21 protein-coding genes and 2 tRNA genes are annotated in these 18,435 nt (G+C 62.4%); 15 read left to right on the top strand and 8 right to left on the bottom strand.

Annotated features, from left to right (window positions below):
* Positions 1–2 precede the first annotated feature (2 nt).
* From NKH43_RS19120 to NKH43_RS19095, 6 genes are all read left to right on the top strand, one after another.
* On the top strand, positions 3–200 hold the full coding sequence (locus NKH43_RS19120; protein ID WP_023719772.1) for a hypothetical protein: 198 nt from the start codon (positions 3–5) through the stop codon (positions 198–200).
* A gap of 42 nt (positions 201–242) precedes the next feature.
* On the top strand, positions 243–2,351 hold the full coding sequence (locus NKH43_RS19115; RefSeq protein ID WP_352791881.1) for a molybdopterin-containing oxidoreductase family protein: 2,109 nt from the start codon (positions 243–245) through the stop codon (positions 2,349–2,351).
* 57 nt (positions 2,352–2,408) lie between these two features.
* Entirely contained in the window at positions 2,409–3,107 is a 699-nt protein-coding gene (locus NKH43_RS19110; RefSeq protein ID WP_023719770.1) for a DUF2270 domain-containing protein, read from the top strand.
* A gap of 170 nt (positions 3,108–3,277) precedes the next feature.
* Positions 3,278–5,500 carry a cation:proton antiporter domain-containing protein gene (locus tag NKH43_RS19105; RefSeq protein ID WP_502906495.1) on the top strand — a complete coding sequence of 741 codons (2,223 nt, stop codon included), beginning with the start codon at positions 3,278–3,280 and terminating at the stop codon, positions 5,498–5,500.
* A gap of 386 nt (positions 5,501–5,886) precedes the next feature.
* Positions 5,887–6,120 (top strand): DUF680 domain-containing protein, encoded by a 234-nt coding sequence (locus NKH43_RS19100; RefSeq protein ID WP_352791879.1) that lies wholly within the window; start codon positions 5,887–5,889, stop codon positions 6,118–6,120.
* Positions 6,121–6,396: 276 nt separating this feature from the next.
* Positions 6,397–6,669, top strand: coding sequence for a DUF680 domain-containing protein (locus tag NKH43_RS19095; RefSeq protein ID WP_352481779.1), 273 nt, complete (start codon positions 6,397–6,399; stop codon positions 6,667–6,669).
* Positions 6,670–6,783: 114 nt separating this feature from the next.
* Here the strand turns inward: NKH43_RS19095 and NKH43_RS19090 are convergent, their stop codons facing one another.
* Genes NKH43_RS19090 through purM form a run of 4 tightly spaced genes read right to left on the bottom strand, consistent with a single transcriptional unit; the run spans position 6,784 to position 9,460 of the window.
* Complete coding sequence (locus NKH43_RS19090) at positions 6,784–7,299, bottom strand: SixA phosphatase family protein (RefSeq protein WP_023719766.1); 516 nt, start codon at positions 7,297–7,299, stop codon at positions 6,784–6,786.
* A gap of 9 nt (positions 7,300–7,308) precedes the next feature.
* Entirely contained in the window at positions 7,309–7,641 is a 333-nt protein-coding gene (locus tag NKH43_RS19085) for a hypothetical protein (RefSeq protein WP_352481778.1), read from the bottom strand.
* A 50-nt stretch (positions 7,642–7,691) separates the two neighbouring features.
* On the bottom strand, positions 7,692–8,399 hold the full coding sequence (gene purN / locus NKH43_RS19080; RefSeq protein WP_352481777.1) for a phosphoribosylglycinamide formyltransferase: 708 nt from the start codon (positions 8,397–8,399) through the stop codon (positions 7,692–7,694).
* Complete coding sequence (purM, locus tag NKH43_RS19075; RefSeq protein WP_352481776.1) at positions 8,396–9,460, bottom strand: phosphoribosylformylglycinamidine cyclo-ligase; 1,065 nt, start codon at positions 9,458–9,460, stop codon at positions 8,396–8,398. Before purM ends, purN begins: the two co-directional genes overlap by 4 nt.
* Before the next feature lie 65 nt (positions 9,461–9,525).
* On the opposite strand from purM, the gene NKH43_RS19070 reads away from it, so the two are divergent.
* Positions 9,526–10,032: a hypothetical protein gene (locus NKH43_RS19070; protein ID WP_156948088.1), complete on the top strand. Its 507-nt coding sequence runs from the start codon at positions 9,526–9,528 to the stop codon at positions 10,030–10,032.
* 83 nt (positions 10,033–10,115) lie between these two features.
* Here the strand turns inward: NKH43_RS19070 and NKH43_RS19065 are convergent, their stop codons facing one another.
* On the bottom strand, positions 10,116–10,808 hold the full coding sequence (locus NKH43_RS19065) for a hypothetical protein (protein ID WP_023719761.1): 693 nt from the start codon (positions 10,806–10,808) through the stop codon (positions 10,116–10,118).
* Between the two features lie 141 nt (positions 10,809–10,949).
* Here NKH43_RS19065 and NKH43_RS19060 point away from each other — a divergent pair, with 141 nt between their 5' ends.
* The 4 genes from NKH43_RS19060 to NKH43_RS19045 all read left to right on the top strand — a co-directional run bounded on the left by NKH43_RS19060 (position 10,950) and on the right by NKH43_RS19045 (position 13,758).
* On the top strand, positions 10,950–11,507 hold the full coding sequence (locus NKH43_RS19060; RefSeq protein WP_023719760.1) for a CDP-alcohol phosphatidyltransferase family protein: 558 nt from the start codon (positions 10,950–10,952) through the stop codon (positions 11,505–11,507).
* A complete protein-coding gene (locus tag NKH43_RS19055; RefSeq protein ID WP_352859418.1) occupies positions 11,479–12,705 on the top strand; it encodes an AI-2E family transporter in 1,227 nt (408 codons plus the stop codon). The genes NKH43_RS19060 and NKH43_RS19055 overlap by 29 nt, the downstream gene beginning before the upstream one ends.
* A gap of 5 nt (positions 12,706–12,710) precedes the next feature.
* A complete protein-coding gene (gene hdaA / locus NKH43_RS19050) occupies positions 12,711–13,415 on the top strand; it encodes a DnaA regulatory inactivator HdaA (RefSeq protein WP_352859444.1) in 705 nt (234 codons plus the stop codon).
* A 61-nt stretch (positions 13,416–13,476) separates the two neighbouring features.
* Positions 13,477–13,758 carry a hypothetical protein gene (locus NKH43_RS19045; protein WP_352495574.1) on the top strand — a complete coding sequence of 94 codons (282 nt, stop codon included), beginning with the start codon at positions 13,477–13,479 and terminating at the stop codon, positions 13,756–13,758.
* Between the two features lie 240 nt (positions 13,759–13,998).
* On the opposite strand, the gene NKH43_RS19040 is transcribed toward NKH43_RS19045, so the two are convergent.
* The gene (locus NKH43_RS19040; RefSeq protein ID WP_352495573.1) at positions 13,999–14,970 is read right to left on the bottom strand and encodes a GlxA family transcriptional regulator; all 972 of its coding nucleotides are present in this window, start codon (positions 14,968–14,970) and stop codon (positions 13,999–14,001) included.
* Positions 14,971–15,099: 129 nt separating this feature from the next.
* On the opposite strand from NKH43_RS19040, the gene NKH43_RS19035 reads away from it, so the two are divergent.
* Positions 15,100–15,927 carry an alpha/beta fold hydrolase gene (locus NKH43_RS19035; protein WP_352495572.1) on the top strand — a complete coding sequence of 276 codons (828 nt, stop codon included), beginning with the start codon at positions 15,100–15,102 and terminating at the stop codon, positions 15,925–15,927.
* Positions 15,928–16,050: 123 nt separating this feature from the next.
* On the opposite strand, the gene NKH43_RS19030 is transcribed toward NKH43_RS19035, so the two are convergent.
* A tRNA-Pro gene (locus NKH43_RS19030) sits at positions 16,051–16,127 on the bottom strand.
* A gap of 160 nt (positions 16,128–16,287) precedes the next feature.
* Here NKH43_RS19030 and NKH43_RS19025 point away from each other — a divergent pair.
* From NKH43_RS19025 to NKH43_RS19015, 3 genes are all read left to right on the top strand, one after another.
* Positions 16,288–16,593, top strand: a complete 306-nt coding sequence (locus tag NKH43_RS19025; RefSeq protein ID WP_352515784.1) for an ETC complex I subunit — start codon at positions 16,288–16,290, stop codon at positions 16,591–16,593.
* Between the two features lie 54 nt (positions 16,594–16,647).
* Positions 16,648–16,724, top strand: a tRNA-Arg gene (locus NKH43_RS19020).
* A 60-nt stretch (positions 16,725–16,784) separates the two neighbouring features.
* On the top strand, positions 16,785–18,005 hold the full coding sequence (locus NKH43_RS19015; protein WP_352495570.1) for an anion transporter: 1,221 nt from the start codon (positions 16,785–16,787) through the stop codon (positions 18,003–18,005).
* A gap of 108 nt (positions 18,006–18,113) precedes the next feature.
* Here NKH43_RS19015 and NKH43_RS19010 read toward each other — a convergent pair whose 3' ends face one another.
* Positions 18,114–18,428 carry a cupredoxin domain-containing protein gene (locus tag NKH43_RS19010; RefSeq protein WP_352481771.1) on the bottom strand — a complete coding sequence of 105 codons (315 nt, stop codon included), beginning with the start codon at positions 18,426–18,428 and terminating at the stop codon, positions 18,114–18,116.
* Positions 18,429–18,435: the final 7 nt, after the last annotated feature.

The following is an 18,435-nucleotide window of genomic DNA, read 5'->3' as shown; positions in this document are numbered from 1 at the left end:
CGATGTCGGCAAAACTGTGGATCGAAGCTGCCAAGGTTTTGGCCGTCAATTCCGGAGCTGTCGTAAAATGTCCTGAGTGTGGAGACGGCAATCTGCTGGTCATCGACGCCGGAGCCGGATCATCGCATGTCGAGCGCCACATACATTGCCCGAAATGCGGTGCCTACAACGCCTTGTTCAAGCGCATTGATGGCGTGTAACTGGCCCTACACGCCGCTATCACAACCGGCTAGTTTGCTCCCATGAATCAGCACGCCAAGCTCAAAATCGGCCATTCGGCCTGTCCGCATGATTGTCCCTCAACCTGCGCGCTCGAGGTCGAGTTGCTTGACGCCAGGCGTATCGGCCGCGTCCATGGCGCCAAGGCCAACAGCTACACGGCCGGCGTCATCTGCGCCAAGGTCGCCCGCTACGCCGACCGCGTCCATCATCCCGACCGCCTGCTGAAACCGCTGATCCGGGCGGGCGCCAAGGGCGAGGGCGCCTGGAAGGAAGCGAGCTGGGAGGCCGCACTCGACCTTGTCGCCGAAAAGTTCATCGCGGCGGAGGCAAAATTCGGCTCGGAGACGGTCTGGCCCTATTACTATGCCGGCACGATGGGTCTGGTGCAGCGCGACGGCATCGAGCGGCTCAGGCATGCCAAGAAATACTCCGGCTTCTTCGGTTCGATCTGCACCAATCTGGCCTGGACCGGCTGGATGATGGGGGCAGGCGCACTGCGCGGTCCCGATCCGCGCGAGATGGGCAAATCCGACTGCGTGGTGATCTGGGGCACCAACGCCGTGGTCACGCAGGTCAACGTCATGACCCACGCCATCAAGGCGCGCAAGGAACGCGCAGCCAAGATCGTCGTCATCGATGTTTACGAGAACGCGACGATGAAGCAGGCCGATCTCGGCCTAGTGCTGAAGCCCGGCACCGACGGCGCGCTGGCCTGCGCGGTGATGCACGTGCTGTTCCGTGACGGCATGGCCGACCGCGCTTATTTGGAAAAATACACCGACGACCCGCATGGTCTGGAAGCGCATCTTCAAACGAGGACGCCGCAATGGGCCGCTGATATCACCGGGCTTTCTGTCGACGAAATCGAGACCTTCGCCCGTCTCGTCGGCACGACGAACAAGACCTACTTCCGCCTCGGCTACGGGTTTTCGCGCCAGCGCAACGGTTCGGTCAACATGCACGCCGCAGCCTCGATCGCCGCGGTCACCGGCTGCTGGCAATATGAAGGCGGCGGCGCCTTCCATACCAATTCGGGCATCTTCAAGCTCAATCAGGAACTGCTCGAAGGCACGCGGATGCGCGACCCCGCGATCCGTCATCTCGACCATTCGCGCATCGGCCCGGTGCTGACCGGGGCTGAGGATGCGCTCTATGGCGGCCCGCCGGTGACGGCGCTGCTGATCCAGAACACCAATCCGGTCAATGTCGCGCCGGAGCAGCGGCTGGTGAAGCAGGGTTTTTTGCGCGACGATCTGTTCTCCTGCGTGCACGAGCAGTTCATGACCGACACCGCCAAGCTCGCCGATGTGGTGCTGCCGGCGACGATGTTTCTCGAGCATGACGACGTCTACAAGGGCGGCGGCAACCAGCACATCACGCTCGGGCCGAAGCTGATCGACCCGCCGGAAGGTCCGCGCACCAACCATTTCGTCATCGAGGAACTCGGCAAAAGACTCGGTGTCGCCGATCGCCCGGGCTTCGGCATGACCGAGCAGCAGCATATCGACGTCATTCTGGGCAAGCGCGGGCTGGGCAGCTTTTCGAGCCTGAAAGAGCAGAAATGGGTCGATTTGCAGCCGGATTTCGATGCCGCGCATTACCTCGACGGCTTCGGCCATGCCGACAAGAAGTTTCATTTTCGCGCCGACTGGACGGGCCAGGCGTCGCCCAATCGGCCACCGAAAAGCATGGGCCTGTTCGGGCCGGTGGCGAGCCTGCCGGAATTCCCCGACCATGTCGATCTGATCGAGGTGGCGGACGAGGCGCACCCGTTCCGGCTGACCACCTCGCCGGCGCGCAATTTCCTCAATTCGACCTTCACCGAAACGCCGGTGTCGCAGGCAAAAGAGCGCCGGCCGGAGCTGCTCTTGCATCCCGATGATGCGGCGGCACTCGGCGTCGCCGACGGCGGCCGCATCGAAGTCGGCAACCAGCGTGGCGAAGTGGTGCTGCACGCAAAACTGTTCGACGGCATCAAGCGCGGCGTGGTCATCGCCGAAGGCATCTGGCCGAACAGCGCCCATGAGCGCGGCGAGGGCATCAACGTGCTGACTGGCGCCGATGCGCCGGCGCCCTATGGCGGCGCCGCCTTCCACGACAACAAGGTCTGGCTGCGCCCGGCAACTTGAAGCGTTCGGAACGATATGTTCCTCCGGCCGTTTCGCATGGCGGGTGGAGGCATGGTCATGGCAGAAGCGTTGGCGGCGCCGGACCCCATCGGGCGAACGCTTTCGTCCGGCGAACTCGTAACCACGATGTCCCACTTCCATCGCGCCGAGATTGCGCGCATGGCTGGGTGGCGCGACCGCCTGGACCGGACGAGCAATTGGGCGATAACGGTTGTCGCGGCGATGCTGTCCGTCTCGCTTTCGACAGCCAGCGCTCACCATGGCGTGCTGCTGTTTGCCATGCTGCTTGTTCTGCTGCTGCTGTGGATCGAGGCGCGGCGATACCGCTTCTTCGACTTCTATCGGGCTCGCGTGCGCCAGTTCGAACGGCACTATTTCGCACAGGTATTCTCACCGCAGCCGGATTTTGCGTCCGATTGGCTGTTGATCGTCGGCGAGAGCCTGCGCGCACCAAAATTCCTGATTTCGCAACGCGTGGCTTTGGCGCGCCGCCTGCGTCGGAATTACATCTATATGCTGCTGATCCTGCTGCTGGCCTGGATCCTCAAACTGTCGACCCCCAGCCTCTTAAACGAAGGCGTCCGCATCGGCTTCGTCGGGTCGATGCGTGAGGCCGTCGCCAGTGCTGCGCTGGGTCCAGTTCCTGGTGGCGCCATCGTCGTGCTGGTCGCCGTCCTCTATGCCGGCCTGCTGATGGCAGCCTACCTGACGGAGAGCGACGACGGCGAACTCTCCTTCGGTGACGTCCACGTCTAGCAACGCAACTCATTGTCGCGCGTTGTTGGGCAGGTGCATTGGGCGATGGGGGTTTCATGGCTTGGCAGGCTCCGACATGTTCCAGCCTGGCGCTGTTGGTTTGCGCTTTCGCCCCCGCAGGCGCGGCCCGGGCGGCGGAGACGCTTGTTGCCGGAACCAAGGCTTCGGGAATGGGCGGTTCGGGCGAAGGCGCTTTCGTTGCCGAGATCGTCCTGCTGCTGCTTGTCGGGCGCGGCCTGGGCGAAGTGCTGCAGCGCTATGGCCAGCCGGCAATCATGGGCCAACTGATCGGCGGCATCCTGCTCGGTCCTTCGCTGTTCGGCTGGCTATGGCCATCGGCTCAGCACCTGATCTTTCCCAGCGATCCTGCGCAAAAGGGCATGATCGACGCCGTCTCACAGCTCGGCATCCTGATGCTGCTTTTGCTGACCGGCATGGAAACGGACCTGCGGCTGGTGCGCCGGGTTGGCGCGGCCTGTTTTTCCATTTCGGCGACCGGCGTCGTGGTGCCCTTCATCTGCGGTTTCGCGCTGGCGCAGTTCCTGCCGGGCGCATTGCTGTCTGACGCCACGCAACGCACCGTCGCCGGGCTGTTCCTGGGCACCGCGCTGTCGATCTCGTCGGTCAAGATCGTCGCCATGGTGGTGCGCGAGATGAACTTCATGCGCCGCAACCTCGGACAGGTGATTATTTCCTCGGCGATCATCGAGGACACGATCGGCTGGCTTATCATCGCCGTAACCTTCGGCATCGCCACCAATGGCAGGTTGCAGTTCGCGCCGCTGGTGACCACCATCGCCGCGGTGGCACTATTCATGGTGTTCTCCTTCACCATTGGCCGCCGTCTTGTCTTCACCTTGATCCGCTGGACCAACGATCAATTCCACAGCGAGTTCGCGGTGATCACCATGATCCTCATCATCATGGGCGTGATGGCGCTGATCACCAATATGATAGGCGTGCATACCGTCCTGGGTGCGTTCGTCGCCGGCATTCTTGTCGGTGAATCGCCCATCCTCTCCAGCCATATCGAAGGCCAGCTGCGCGGCGTCATCACTGCGCTGTTCATGCCGATCTTCTTCGGCATGGCGGGGCTTTCCGCCGATCTCACAGTGCTCGCCGATCCGACGCTTGCCATGCTGACGGGCGCTCTTGTGGTTATCGCCAGCATCGGCAAGTTTGGCGGCGCGTTCATCGGCGCCAGGCTCGCCGCCATGTCGTTCAAGGAAGCAATCGCCGTCGGCAGCGCCATGAACGCGCGCGGCTCGACCGAGGTGATCGTCGCCAGCATCGGCCTGTCGATGAACATCCTGTCGCACAATCTCTTCACCATGATCGTCACCATGGCCGTGATCACCACGCTGGCCATGCCGCCGATGCTGCGCTGGGCGCTCGGCCGGCTGCCGGTGGGGCACGACGAGCAGCAGCGTGTCGAGCGCGAGGCGTTGGACGAATACGGCTTCATTTCCAGGCTGGAGCGGCTGCTGGTGCTGGTCGACGACAGCAGGATTGGCAAGTTCACTGCCCATCTCGCCGGACTGGTCGGCGGAGGCAGCGGCATGCCCACTACCTTGCTTCGCCTGCCCACCACCTTGCTTCAGCCGAAAGACGGCCGAATTGACAGGCCGAGCGACAGCAAGGGACAGGAGCGCGCCCTGCAGGAAATCAAGAAGGGTGCAAAGAAAAGCGCCCAGGCGGTAAAACGGATCGAAGATACGCTTGTCGGCAAAGTCCACCTGACGGCCCGCACCGAGTTGGAAGCCACCGGTGAGACGATCGCCGAAGAGGCCCGCAAGGGATACGGCCTGCTGCTGGTCGGCCTCGACAATGTGCTGACCGCCGATGGCGCCTTCGCGCCGGCCCTCAACGACATTGCCGCAGGATTTGACGGCCCACTTTGCCTGGTCCTGAACGGCGGCAATGCAGCCGAAAAGATGCCGACGCTGAAGGCCGGCACCAGCATTCTCGTCCCCGTCAACGGAACCCAGGTGGCGCGTCGCGCCGCCGACTTGGCGCTGGCGCTGGCCCGTCCAAACCGGGCGCGGATCAAGGTTCTCTACGTCTCGCAAAGGGCAGCCAAGGGCCGCAGGTCGACATCGGTGTCGCATAGCCGCGAAGAGGCCGTCCTGAAAGACATCGCCGACTTGGCGGGCCGCTACGGCCTGCATATCGACACCGCGTTCCATACCCGCGTCACACCCGACAAGGCGATCACTAGGGAGGCGGCCAAAGGCGCGGCGATCGTCGTGATGGGTGTCACCCAACGTCCGGGTGAGGACCTGTTCTTCGGCGAAACCGCCGGCGCTGTTTTAGCCGCCTGCAACTGCCCCGTGGTGCTTCTGGCCAGCGCGCGGCCCAAGCATGACACCGCTGGCGCTGAGCTGGCAGCGTGATTTTTACTGGGCATTGATCGGTCGGCAGGCATGTCGATCGAGGCTCTGAAGCGCTGATCCAGCCAAACGTAAAATAGTTCGAACCGAACGGTTCGGTTCTGTTGACAGAGGGTACAGGAATACAGGAATGGGTGAACGCCGGCTCACAGAATGTTCGCGCTGAAAATCACCAATAACCGCATAACTAATTGAAAAGAAATAAGAACATTGTGGCGAAAGGAGCCGCATGTCGAATTTCAAGCGGCCAATTTGGCGCACCTGTACAAAACTTTTGTGATTGGAAACGACAAGCTTGCGGACCCATCTCGGGGCGGTCCGAGCGACGCGAATTCTTCCCAAGGCACGCCACTTGACGGACAGACCAAAGAACTACCGGAGTACCTGAAATGACCAAGATCGCTCTTACCGCCGGCGCCATCCTCGTTGCCACCGGCATTGCTTTTGCCGGCAGCGACCATTATGGCTCAGACAACGTCAACCAGCCGGCCGCTCCTGCTGCCAACGTTGACAACACGTTCACCGGCTCGATCCGCAAGCCGGTTACTTCCGAGCATACCGGTGCCAAGACGACTTCCGAGTCGGTGGCGCCTGAATCCGGCCAAGGCATCTGGGGCCGCTGATTATCACAGCCCCGGAACACAAAGAGCGGCGGGCTCGGCCCGCTACTCTTGCTTTCGCGTATCAGCCGGGACGAGCGCTGGATCGAATCCTGCGCCAATCGAATACTTTGAATTGCAGGTTTCATCTGTAGCCACAATCTCGGTTGCTGAAATCGTCCAGCAACGTGCACGTCGGAAAAAGCCGATGCGTATTCGTCGGTGCGGGCAGCGCTCTCATCTCGAATGCGTCGAAAGCAACGACAACTCACGAATGACCAGCACACTGGAGTACCCGAAATGACCAAGATTGCTCTTACCATCGCCGCTATCGTCCTCACCGCCACGGGCAGCGCCTTTGCCGGCAGCGACCACTATGGTTCGGACGGTGCCAACCAGCCGGCCGCGCCTGTTGGCAATGCGCCTGTCGGCGCTATCGACAGCGGGTTTACCGGTTCCATCCGCAAGCCGCTGACGGCTGAGCACAACGCCGTCGACACCGGGGCGACGACCCGGTTCGGCACGGATCAGCCCGTAGTGCCCCAATCTGGCCGGGGCAACTGGGGCCGCTAGTTCCTCAAACCCCGGGAGCACAAAGAACGGCGGGCTTGGCCCGCCGCTCTTGTTTGTGCGAAGCTCGGTCGGTCGAGGGATCGGCGGTTTTTCCCCCGGCCTGTTGGTAAATCCCTAACGCAGATCCTTCGGCCAAATGCAGTGCGTCAGTCGGGCGCTGCCGAAGGTGAGACCGGCCCAATCGCCATCGACGTCGAACCGAGCCAGGGCCGCGGTCGGGAATTTTTCCGCCAGCTTTTTCAGCGCCGCTTCATCCGATCCAGCCCCGGCAAGCCCGCGCGCGAACTCCTCCAACCCGGGATTGTGGCCAAGCACCAGCAGCGTTCCGGTCTCCGCCTTTACTTGCCGCACCTTGGCGAGGATGTCCGCCGCCGCTGCCTCGTAGAGCGCCTGGGCAAATTTGGCCTGCACCTTCGCCGGCAATTCCGCCGAAACCAGCCGCCATGTGTCGCGGGTGCGCAGCGCCGGCGACACCAGCGCCAGCTCCGGCAGCCAGCCGCGCCGGGTCAGTTCGCGCCCGACCAGCGGCGCTGCTTTCCGCCCGCGCCCGGACAGCGGCCGGTCGAAATCGATGAGGCCAGGATCGTCCCAGCTCGACTTAGCGTGACGCAGGAGCAGCAATTGCATCATGGTTTCAATTCAAGTCCAAGGGATGTCCGGCTGAAAGTCTTTCCCATATCCGCCGCCATGCTTTGTGCCCATGGCGGTATCAAAACTCGCCCAAAGCACACCAAAGATGAACAGGCCTACGCGCCGTTCATCTTTATCCCATCTGACCGAAATGTCTGCTTCAGTGATAGCCCAATCGCCCGATCGAATGTGAATTGCTTCGATGACAGAATCGGCCCGCCCGTCCTCGGTTCGACAAAGATAGAAATATGCCGTGGCACTGTTCGGATCGTCCGCCTCGTCATACTCGAAGACGCCGGCGAGATCACCTTTTGTGCGGATCGCGCTGTCGAAAACGTCCATTGGTCTGTTTCTGCCGACCCCGACGATTTATTGGCTTTTTCTACGGACCCTCACGGCGTTATCCGCGCCAGGTGCTCGAGATCGGTCTCTTCGCGCAGCGGGTCGGGCGCGATCACCACCGACGTGGCATTGTCGGCATCGTCGGCGAAGCGCGAAAACACCGTGCGGCCGCCTTCCATCCGCGCCTTGCCTTCGGCGACCAGGCCCAGCGCCAGCGGATAGAGCTGGTGCTCGGCCTTGAGCACGCGCGCGGCCAGCGTGTCCTCATTGTCGCCGACCATCACCGGCACTGCGGCCTGGGCGATGATCGGCCCGTCATCCATGTCGAGCGTGACGAAATGCACTGTGCAGCCATGGATGCGCATGCCTGCGCGGATGGCTCGCGCGTGCGTATCCAGCCCCTTGAAGGCAGGCAGCAGGGCAGGGTGGATATTAACCATCCGGCCCTGCCACTTCTCGACGAAACGCGCGCCGAGGATGCGCATATAGCCGGCCAGCGCGACGATTTCGGCGCCGAACGAGACAAGGGCCGCATCGATCGCCCCGTCATGCGCTTCCTTGCTGGCATAGTCGGAGCGCGAAATCACCTTGATGGCGATGCCGCGAGCCGCGGCGATGCCGAGGCCGGCGGCATTGGCGCGATCGGAGATGACGCCGACGATCTCGGCCGGATAGGCCGGGCTGCCGGCGGCCGCGATCAGCGCCGTCATGTTGGAGCCGCGCCCCGAAATAAGCACTACGGTGCGTTTCCTGGTCATAGGCCGATCGAGCCCCGATAGATGACGCCGGCATCGCGGCGCGGCACGATCTGGCCGATCGGCGTCACCGTCTCGCCGGCCTCCTGCAGAACGGCGGCGACCTGCGCCGCCTGACCGGAGGCGACGACCAGGATCATGCCGATGCCGCAATTGAAGGTGCGCATCATCTCTTCCGGCGCGACGCCGCCGGTCTTGGCCAGCCACGAAAACACCGGTGGCACCTCGATGGCGCCGAGATCGAGCTCGGCCGAAAAATCCTTGGGCAGAACGCGCGGGATGTTTTCGGGAAAGCCGCCGCCGGTGATATGGGCCAGCGCCTTGATGCCATGCGTGTTGCGGATCGCCTTGAGAATCGACTTGACGTAGATGCGCGTCGGCTCGAGCAGCGCCTCGGCAAGTGTCGCCTCGTCATTGAACGGCGCCGGATCGCCCCAGCCAAGGCCGCTTACGGCAACGATGCGGCGGACCAGCGAAAAGCCGTTCGAATGCAGGCCCGACGAGGCAAGGCCGAGCAGCACGTCGCCCTCGACGATGTCGTCGGTCGGCAGCAGCTGGCCGCGTTCGGCGGCACCGACGGCAAAGCCGGCAAGGTCGTAGTCCTTGTCGTGATACATGCCCGGCATTTCCGCCGTCTCGCCGCCGATCAGCGCGCAGCCGGCCTGCCGGCAGCCGGCGGCGATACCACCGACGATCGAAGCACCCTGGTCGGGATCGAGCTTGCCGGTGGCGAAATAGTCGAGGAAGAACAGCGGCTCGGCGCCTTGCACGACGATGTCGTTGACGCACATGGCGACGAGGTCGATGCCGATCGTATCGTGCTTGCCGGCGTCGATGGCGATCTTCAGCTTGGTGCCGACGCCGTCATTGGCGGCGACCAGCACCGGATCGGTGAAGCCGGCGGCCTTTAGGTCGAACATGCCGCCGAAGCCGCCGATCTCGCCATCGGCGCCCGGCCGGCGGGTCGCACGCACCAGCGGCTTGATCTTCTCGACCATGAGATTGCCGGCATCGATGTCGACGCCCGCTTCGGCATAGGTGAGCCCGTTCTTGCGCTTGCTCATTTCCGGCGCCTGCTCATCTGTTGCGCTTGCCTGTCGCTGGTTTCATTCGCTTGCGGGCTCTTCGCATGAACGGTTTTGCCCCGCAAGGCAAGCGCGCGATGATGGTGTTTTCAGTTGGATACCGGCGGAACCGGGCGCGATATACTCCAACAGTAAAAAGAAATCCCCGCCAGAATTGCGGCGAGGCCACCGACGGTGGCAAGAGACCTGATTTCACCGTCGAAGGGCAGGATTCCATACGAGAAGCCGGCGGCGACCAAAGCCGCCGCGGCAGCCCACAGACCTGGATTTGCAACGACCGACCTCGCGAACAGAAACGCCACGACCGCAGCCGTCAGCCAGAGGGGCCAAGAGACGACCACGCCCACGGCCAGCTCAAGAGCGAAGGCCCACAGAAGATCTTGCGTCGCTATGTTGCGGTGCGGGGCTCCGAAAGATGCGAAAGCCAGCAGACTTTCTGTCAGTCCGGCCAGATAGCAAAGCGTTACTCGCCAAGCGATTGTGATTCTCTGCGCCATCGTCATTCAGCAGTAGGGAAAATAAGCTATTGCTTTCCCGGGCTCTTCGCATGAACGGCCGCACCTCGCAAGGATGACGGCGGGATCAGACTGTCTTGGCTCGACAAAAGAGTGGACAGTCGCCCAAGCTGCCGCCCTTATGGACGTCCCTCTCGTTCCGCCAGAACCATGTCGACGCGGTCGAGTTGTGCCTTGGCGTAGCCGCTCAGCGCTATTCCGCTATTGTTCGTTCGAATCCAGTGCACAGCCTGCCTCACCCGCTCGTAGTGCCCAAGTTCGATTTCGCAGGCAATCAGCGCGAGGATCCGAACTGCGAAGGGCTGTGTGAATTCGTAAGGTTTGTCGAGCAGCTCGCTATGTCCGGCGACGTAACTGGCGAGGTCCGGATTCTGAGCCCTGATCCGTCGCGCCAGCTCGACATATTTCCCCAGCAACCTATCTATGCTCGTCTGGTCAAGGTTCTCGAAGTAACGACCATAAGCTTTCAGCTCATTGTTAAATATCGTTTCGGGATGAAACTGCGACAGTCCGGGCCAGATCCATTTTTTGCCGTACAGCCTTTCAAGCAACGGCCTGACGGTAAGAAAGTCCAGGTAAACGAGCATGTTCACATGAACATCGCCAGAGCTTGCAGTAAAGGCTTCTTCGAGAATCAGGCTAATATCGTCGCTCCGGTCGACTTCGAAGACGCCTTTCCGGATGCGGCGAAAGCCATGTCCCATCATGAACGTATCGAGATACTTACGCGCTTCGCCAACGGCCAAAGACAAGGTTCCACTCCCTCTTTGTTGCGCCATGGTGCCTTGATGGTTGCCGAAGAGTCCAGCCACTGCGCCGCTTGTTCCAAAATAGCTTCGCGGCCAGTGCGCTCTCGACAAACCCGTGCACGGCCCAACTTTTGTCGCTTCTCACTTGCCGTGACCCTCCATCTCCATCATGTATCGACAAACAAGAGCGACGGGATAATGCGTTTGACCATCCCCAACATGATCACGATCATGCGCTTCGTGCTGGTGCCGGCCGTGGTGCTGGCCATGCTGCAGGAACGCTGGGACTGGGCCTTTGCCGGCTTCCTCATTGCCGGCATTTCCGACGGCGTCGACGGCTTCATCGCCCGCCATTTCAATCAGTTTTCCAGGCTCGGCGCCTATCTCGACCCGATGGCCGACAAGCTGCTGCTGGTCTCCGTCTTCGTGGTCATGGGCATCAGCGGCGAGTTGCCGCTATGGCTGGTCATCACCATGGTGTCGCGCGACGCGCTGATCGTCTGCGCCGTGCTTTTGTCCACCGTCATGGCGCATCCGGTTGAGATGAAGCCGCTCCTGGTGTCGAAGGCCAACACCGCGATCCAGATCGTGCTGGCGGCAGTGGTGTTGGGCGAACTCGCCTTTGACATCCGTCTCGATCCGCTGAGGCCGGCCCTCATATTGCTGTCCGGGGTCTTGACCGTGGCTTCGGCCGCGGCCTATCTCGTGGCTTGGCTGAGGCATATGAGCGGCTATGGCGAAGGCTCCACACCCGGCACCTGAACGCGGGGCACCTGAACACCAGGGACCCGACGAACGGTCGATCGACGCCGAGGCCGAAGCCGCGGCAGCGGAGGCTGCGGCATCGGCGTCGTTTCGCCGCCAGATCCGCTTCTGGCTGGTCAGCGCCATCATCCTCGCCGTCTTCCTCTATGTCTTCAGCGGCATCCTTCTGCCCTTCGTCGCTGGCATGGTGCTCGCCTATTTCCTCGACCCTGTCGCCGACCGGCTGGAGCGTCTCGGCCTGTCCAGGCTGATGGCGACGGTGGTCATCCTCATCGCCTTTATCGTCGTCCTGGTGCTGGCCGTCGTCATCCTGGTTCCGGTGCTCGCCTCGCAGATGGCTGATTTCGCCAGCAAGCTGCCGGACTATCTGACCCGGCTGCAGAGCCTGATCACCAGTTTCGACCCGAAATGGCTGGAAGAGAAATTCGGCGTCGACGCCAATGGCCTGCGCGAAGGGCTGAACTCGCTGCTGACCTCCGGCTTCGGTCTCCTGACTACGGTCTTCACCTCGATCTGGAGCTCCGGCGTGGCGCTGGTCTCGGTTGTCAGCCTGTTCGTGGTGACGCCGGTCGTCGCCTTCTACATGCTGCTCGACTGGGACCGCATGGTGGCAATCGTCGACGGCTGGGTGCCGCGCGACTATGTCAAGACGGTCCGGGCGATCGCCAGGGACATCAACACCGCGACCGCCGGCTTCGTGCGCGGCCAGGGTACGCTCTGCCTGGTGCTCGGCGCCATGTATGCCACCGGCCTGACGCTGACGGGCCTGAATTTCGGCATCCTCATCGGCCTGTTCGCCGGGCTGATCTCGTTCATCCCCTATGTCGGCTCGCTGACCGGGCTGGTGCTGGCTGTCGGCGTTGCCTTCGTCCAGTTCTGGCCGGACTGGACCATGATCGCGGCAGTGGCAGGCGTGTTCTTCGTCGGCCAGTTCATCGAGGGCAACATCCTGCAGCCGCGGTTAGTCGGCAAAAGCGTCGCCCTGCATCCGGTATGGCTGATGTTTGCGCTGTTTGCCTTCGGCGCGCTGTTCGGCTTCGTCGGCCTGCTGATCGCCGTTCCGGCTTCCGCCGCCGTTGCCGTTCTGGTGCGTTTCGCCATCGCGCGCTATCTCGAATCGCCGCTCTACAAGGGCCATGCCGACGAGCCGGTGCCGCCGCTGCCGGTTCGGCGCCGCGGGGGCGCGCGCGGTTGAGCCAGATGCCGGACAACAAGATCGATCCGCCGCGCCAATTGCCGCTCGATCTAGGCCACGGCACCGGCTATTCGCGTGACGAGCTCGTCGTCTCCGCCACCAACAGCCAGGCCGCGGCGCTTGTCGACCGCTGGCCGGACTGGCCGTCGCCGGTTGTCGTGCTGGCTGGGCCGGCCGGCTCGGGAAAAACCCATCTGGCCTCGATCTGGCGGACCCGCGCCGACGCGGTGAAAGTGGAGGCCGCCCGCATCGGCGACTGTATCGAAAATCTCGGCGCGCATCCGGCCCTGATCGACGATGTCGACGCCGGCCCGGTCGACGAGCACGGCCTGTTCCACCTGATCAATGCGGTGCGCGGCGCCGGCTCGACCTTACTGTTGACGGCGCGCCGCTTTCCCTCCGCCTGGGGCGTCAGGCTGCCCGACCTGGCGTCGCGGCTCAAGGCGGCGGCTACCGTCGAGATCCACGAGCCCGACGATCTCTTGCTGGCCGGCGTCATCACAAAACTGTTCGCCGACCGCCAGGTCGAGGTCGAGCCGCATGTCGTGCAATACCTGGTGCGCCGCATCGAACGCTCGCTGGCCACCGCCATGGGGGTGGTCGAACGGCTCGACCGCACCGCGCTCGAGCGCAAGACGCCGATAACGCGAGCGCTCGCAGCCGAGACGGTCAGCGCCATGGATGAAGGGCAGGGCGAGTTCGAGATATAGCGGGATGATCTCGTTTGGCGGGTGTGCTAATCAAGTCGATCTTTTTGACAGTAGGTTTGGAATGAGCCCGATCGTCAGACGAATCGCACTGATATGGCTTGTCTCATCGCTGTTCTGGTCGGCGATCGTGGTCCAAGAGATCTTCGATTACGCGGACTTGATGCTCAGGACTTACGGCGAGGAGCCTGCTCATAGCACCTGGCTCAGGCAAGCCTTTTCAGAGTTTTGGCCAGCTATTCCCTGGGGCTCGGCCGTGATCCTGGTCGTGGAAGTCGGAGGCGCATTGCTGCTGATTTCAGGAATTCGACTGATCCGGCACATCAGGCAAAAAGCCTCGGCGTGAACATCAGGGAGCTCATTCCCGTCTGTGTCCCATTTCGAGAAGAAAGACTGGCATCTGTCTTGCAACAAAGAGCTTGCCGGCTGATCCCGGTCCTGATTGCGTATCAATCAGGTAAGTAGGCTCGCCGGGAGATGGGGTGGTTGGGGTTCTCTTCCCGGCGAGCTTGCCTTTGGCAGCATCGAATCGATAGCGCCATTGCGCGGCGGCCGGGCCTCAGCTCTCTCCACCCGCAATCACAGCTCATTCCACGCCAAAGCGCCGGCGATAATCGCCGGGCACCAGGCCGGTTATCCTGGCGAATACCTTGCGGAAGGAGCCGGGATCGTCATAGCCGACCTCCCAGGCGATCTGGTCGATCGATCGTATCGTGGTTTCCAGCATCTCGCGCGCCTTGCCGACCCGCAGGTGCTGACAATATTCGGTCGGCCTGAGGCCAGTGGCGTTTCGGAAGCGTCGCAGAAAGGTCCGCTCCTCCAGCCCCGCATGCTCGGCCATGGCGCCGAGCGTCACGTCGCGCGCGCCGTTCGCCTGCAGCCAATGCTGCACCTTGAGGATCGCTTCGTCGTCATGGGTCAATCGCGGCGCAAACGGGCTGTAAAAACGTTGCTCGCGGCCCGGCGGATCGACCAGCATGAAACGCGCCGTGTCCATCATGACGGTTGACCCGAGCACCCTGTCCACGAGCTTGAGGCCGAGGTCGGTCCAGGCCATGTAGCCGCCCGCGGTGATGATGTCGCCATCGTCGATGACCAGCCTGTCGGCGTCGAGCAAGATGTCTGGAAAGCGTAGCGCCAGCGCGTCGCGATAGGCCCAGTGCGTTGTCGCGGCGCGACCGGACAACAGGCCGGTCTCGGCAAGCACGAAGGCGCCGGCACAGACCGAACCGAGCGTCGCGCCTGCCGCATGACGGTCCCTGAGCCAGCCGGCATAGGGCGCGGCCGCCTCGCGAGGGATCGGCTGCAGCAGGGTCGGCGGCAGGATGACCATGGCCGGTTCATTGTCGGCGCCGGGGTCGCTGTCGAAGGTGCGGATTACGGTATTGCCCGCGTCCAATTGCCAATGGCTGACGCGAAGCCTCGCCGCCTCCGGCGACCGCTCGACAGCCAGCCGGTTTGCCAGCATGAAAAGATCGGTCAGGCCGAGCACGGCTGCTTCCTGCACGCCGGGATACAAGACAAGGCCGATTTCGATCAGATCACGCGCAGCCGTCATTTGTCAGTTTTGCCACGTTGAATGTCCGTTTTGCCAATGCTCACCCTGACCGCACTGTTATAATTTGTCCAGCTGAAGGGGCTAAAAGCTTCCCTGTTACCTCCCAGCTTTCCATCAAGGAGTAGGACGATGAGCACATTCACCACCCATGACGGCACCGAGATTTTCTATAAGGATTGGGGCAAGGGCCAGCCGATCGTGTTCCATCACGGCTGGCCGCTGAGCTCAGACGACTGGGACAACCAGATGCTGTTCTTCGTCGAAAAGGGCTACCGCGTCATCGCCCATGACCGCCGCGGCCACGGCCGCTCGTCGCAGACCGCGACCGGCAATGAGATGGACACCTACGCCGCCGATGTTGCGGCGCTCGCGGCGCATCTCGATCTCAGGGATGCGATCCACATCGGCCACTCGACCGGTGGCGGCGAGGTGGCGCGTTACGTCGCGCTTTATGGCGGCGGAGGCCGTGTTGCCAAGGCGGTGCTGATCGGCGCCGTGCCGCCGATTATGGTCAAGACCGACAGCAACCCCGGCGGCTTGCCGATCGAAGTCTTCGACGGCTTTCGCGCGGCTCTGGCCGCTAATCGCGCCCAGTTCTACAGGGATGTGCCGGCCGGCCCGTTCTATGGCTTCAACCGCGACGGCGCCAAGATCTCGCAAGGCGCCGTCGACAATTGGTGGCGCCAGGGCATGATGGGCGGAGCCAAGGCCCATTACGACTGCATCAAGGCATTCTCGGAGACCGATTTCACCGACGATCTCAAAAAGATCGAGGTTCCCGTCCTGATCATGCATGGCGACGACGACCAGATCGTGCCGATCGCCGATTCCGCGCTGCTTGCGGCCAAGCTGGTGAAGCACGGCACGCTCAAGATCTACAAGGGCCTGCCGCACGGCATGTGCACCACCCATCCGGAGATCATCAATCCGGATCTGCTGGCCTTCATCCAGGGCTGACATCTTCCATATCGGACGGGCAGCGCAGGCTCGTGCTGTCCGTCCGTTGCCTGAGCATGATACGGCGACGGATCACGCTCGAGCGTGATCAGCTTGCGCTGCCGACGAGATTTGCTTGATGAATGGTCGGAGTGGAGAGATTCGAACTCCCGACCCTCTGGTCCCAAACCAGATGCGCTACCAGGCTGCGCTACACTCCGAACGGTCTGTTGCCTATTGATTTCGGCCCGCCAAAGCAAGCGTAAAAAGCCATCGGCCTTGCTGCCGGCGCCATTGCGCAGTAATGACGGGCTAGTGCATGGCCAGAGAATAGTAATCTGGTTTCGAGGTCGTGTGCTTGCAACCAGCAATGAGGTGGTCATGTCAGCCCGCATTTTCAGCCCAGCCAAAACCGCGATGCAGTCCGGCAAGGCCAAGACCGGCTATTGGGTGCTGGAATTCGATCCGGAGCAGCGCAAGAAGATCGATCCGCTGATGGGCTACACCACGTCCGGCGACATGCGAAGCCAGATCAGGCTGACCTTTGACACCAGGGAAGAGGCGGTCGCCTATGCCGAGAAGGAAGGGCTGTCTTTCCGCGTCGAGGAGCCGAAGGAAATCAAACGCCGCCAGATTTCCTATGCGGAGAATTTCCGCTATGACCGCAGGACGCCCTGGACGCATTGATCTCATACCGGCCCTGCCGGCGCCAACAATCAGCCGGTCATGCGGCCGGCCAGCGGTCCCGTAGCTCAGCTGGATAGAGCACCGGCCTTCTAAGCCGATGGTCACAGGTTCGAATCCTGTCGGGATCGCCAATATTTCAGCGTCCATTCCGGACAGGTTCACTCGCCAGTCGCGAACAGGATTTCCAACACATGACAGCGATGGGCGCGGCGGCATTGCTGATCCTGGTCCTGACCTATGCCGGCGTCGCCATCGGCACGATACCAGGGCTACGCCTCGACCGGGCAGGCATCGCGCTGCTCGGCGGTGCGGCGATGATCGCCATCGGCGCGCTCAGCATGGAGGACGCCTACCGCGCCATCAGCTTCGACACCATCACGCTTTTGCTCGGCATGATGATCGTCGTGGCGCATCTGAAAGTGTCCGGCGCTTTTCGCGCGCTCGGCGGGTTCGCCATTGAGCATGCGCATGCGCCATTCATGCTGCTGGTGATGGTGACGCTGTTGACCGGCGTCCTGTCGGCATTCCTGGTCAACGACGCCATCTGCCTGGTCATGGCGCCGATCGTCGTCCATGTCACCCGCGTCATCAACCGCAACCCGGTTCCCTATCTGATCGCCACCGCCACGGCCTCGAATTGCGGCAGTGTCGCCACCATCACCGGCAATCCGCAGAACATGGTCATCGGCGCCCTGTCGGGGATTTCCTATCCGGCCTTCTCGGCGGCACTTGCACCGGTCGCGGCGTTCGGCCTCTTCGCCGTCATCGTCATCATCCGCATCGTCTACCGCGCCGAATTTTCGCGCAAGGCCGAGCTCAGCCCCGAAGTCTATCGCGGCCGCATGCTGCCGGGGCAGGTGCTCAAGGCGGTGGTCGTCTGTATCGGTTTGGCGGTCGCTTTCTTTGCCGGCGTTCCCGTAGCCAAGGCGGCGCTGATTGGCGGTGCGATTCTGTTGCTGACCCGCGCCATCAAGCCTGAGCGCATCTATCGCGAGATCGACGGGCCGCTGCTGTTCATGTTCGCCGGGCTGTTCATCGTCGTCGCCGGTGCCGAAAAGACATTGCTGACGCCCGACATCGTCGCTTCGGCAAAGGACCTTGGGCTGAATGATGTCTGGCGGCTGTCCGGCTTCACCGCAGTGCTGTCCAACATCATGAGCAACGTTCCGGCCGTGCTGGCGCTGCGGCCGTTCATACCCGGCCTGGAGAATCCAGAGCGTGCCTGGCTGGTCGTCGCCATGAGCTCGACCCTGGCCGGCAATTTCACGCTGCTCGGCTCGGTCGCCAATCTGATCGTTGCCGAGCACGCGCGGGTCTCCGGCAAGCCGCTGGGCTTCATCGCCTTCTTCAAGGTTGGCCTGCCATTGACGCTGGTCACGCTTCTTGTCGGGACGGCATGGCTGGCGGCCTAAAAGCACGTCGCGTTCGACCGGCCTCATGCGACGCGCTTTAGGCTCTTGTTTTATGCATGTCGTTATCGCAAAACCGCTGCACACTTTTGCGCGACAGGCATTAGCCAGTCAGGGCGATGTCACCGTCACATGGCCCTTCATATTGGGATGGAAGCGGCAGAAATAATCGACCGATTCGGCCTTCTTCACCATCAGGCTTGCTGCCTGCTTCGGCGGGATCATCACTTCCCAGCCGCCGTTGACGGTTGCCGTGTGGGCGAACACGTCCTTGTTCACCCACTTGATCGTGTCGCCGACCTTCGCCTCGATGTTTCCGGGCGAAAACACAACCTTGTCGATCGTCACCTCAATGGTTTCGGCCTTGGCAGGTGCGGCGCCGATGGTCAGCGCCAGCGCAACCCACAGATGCCGCCTCGACACCATTGGCCCG

It is taken from the genome of Mesorhizobium sp. M1163 (assembly GCF_040318415.1).
GTDB lineage: Bacteria > Pseudomonadota > Alphaproteobacteria > Rhizobiales > Rhizobiaceae > Mesorhizobium.
This window is presented reverse-complemented; position numbering and strand designations above follow the sequence as displayed.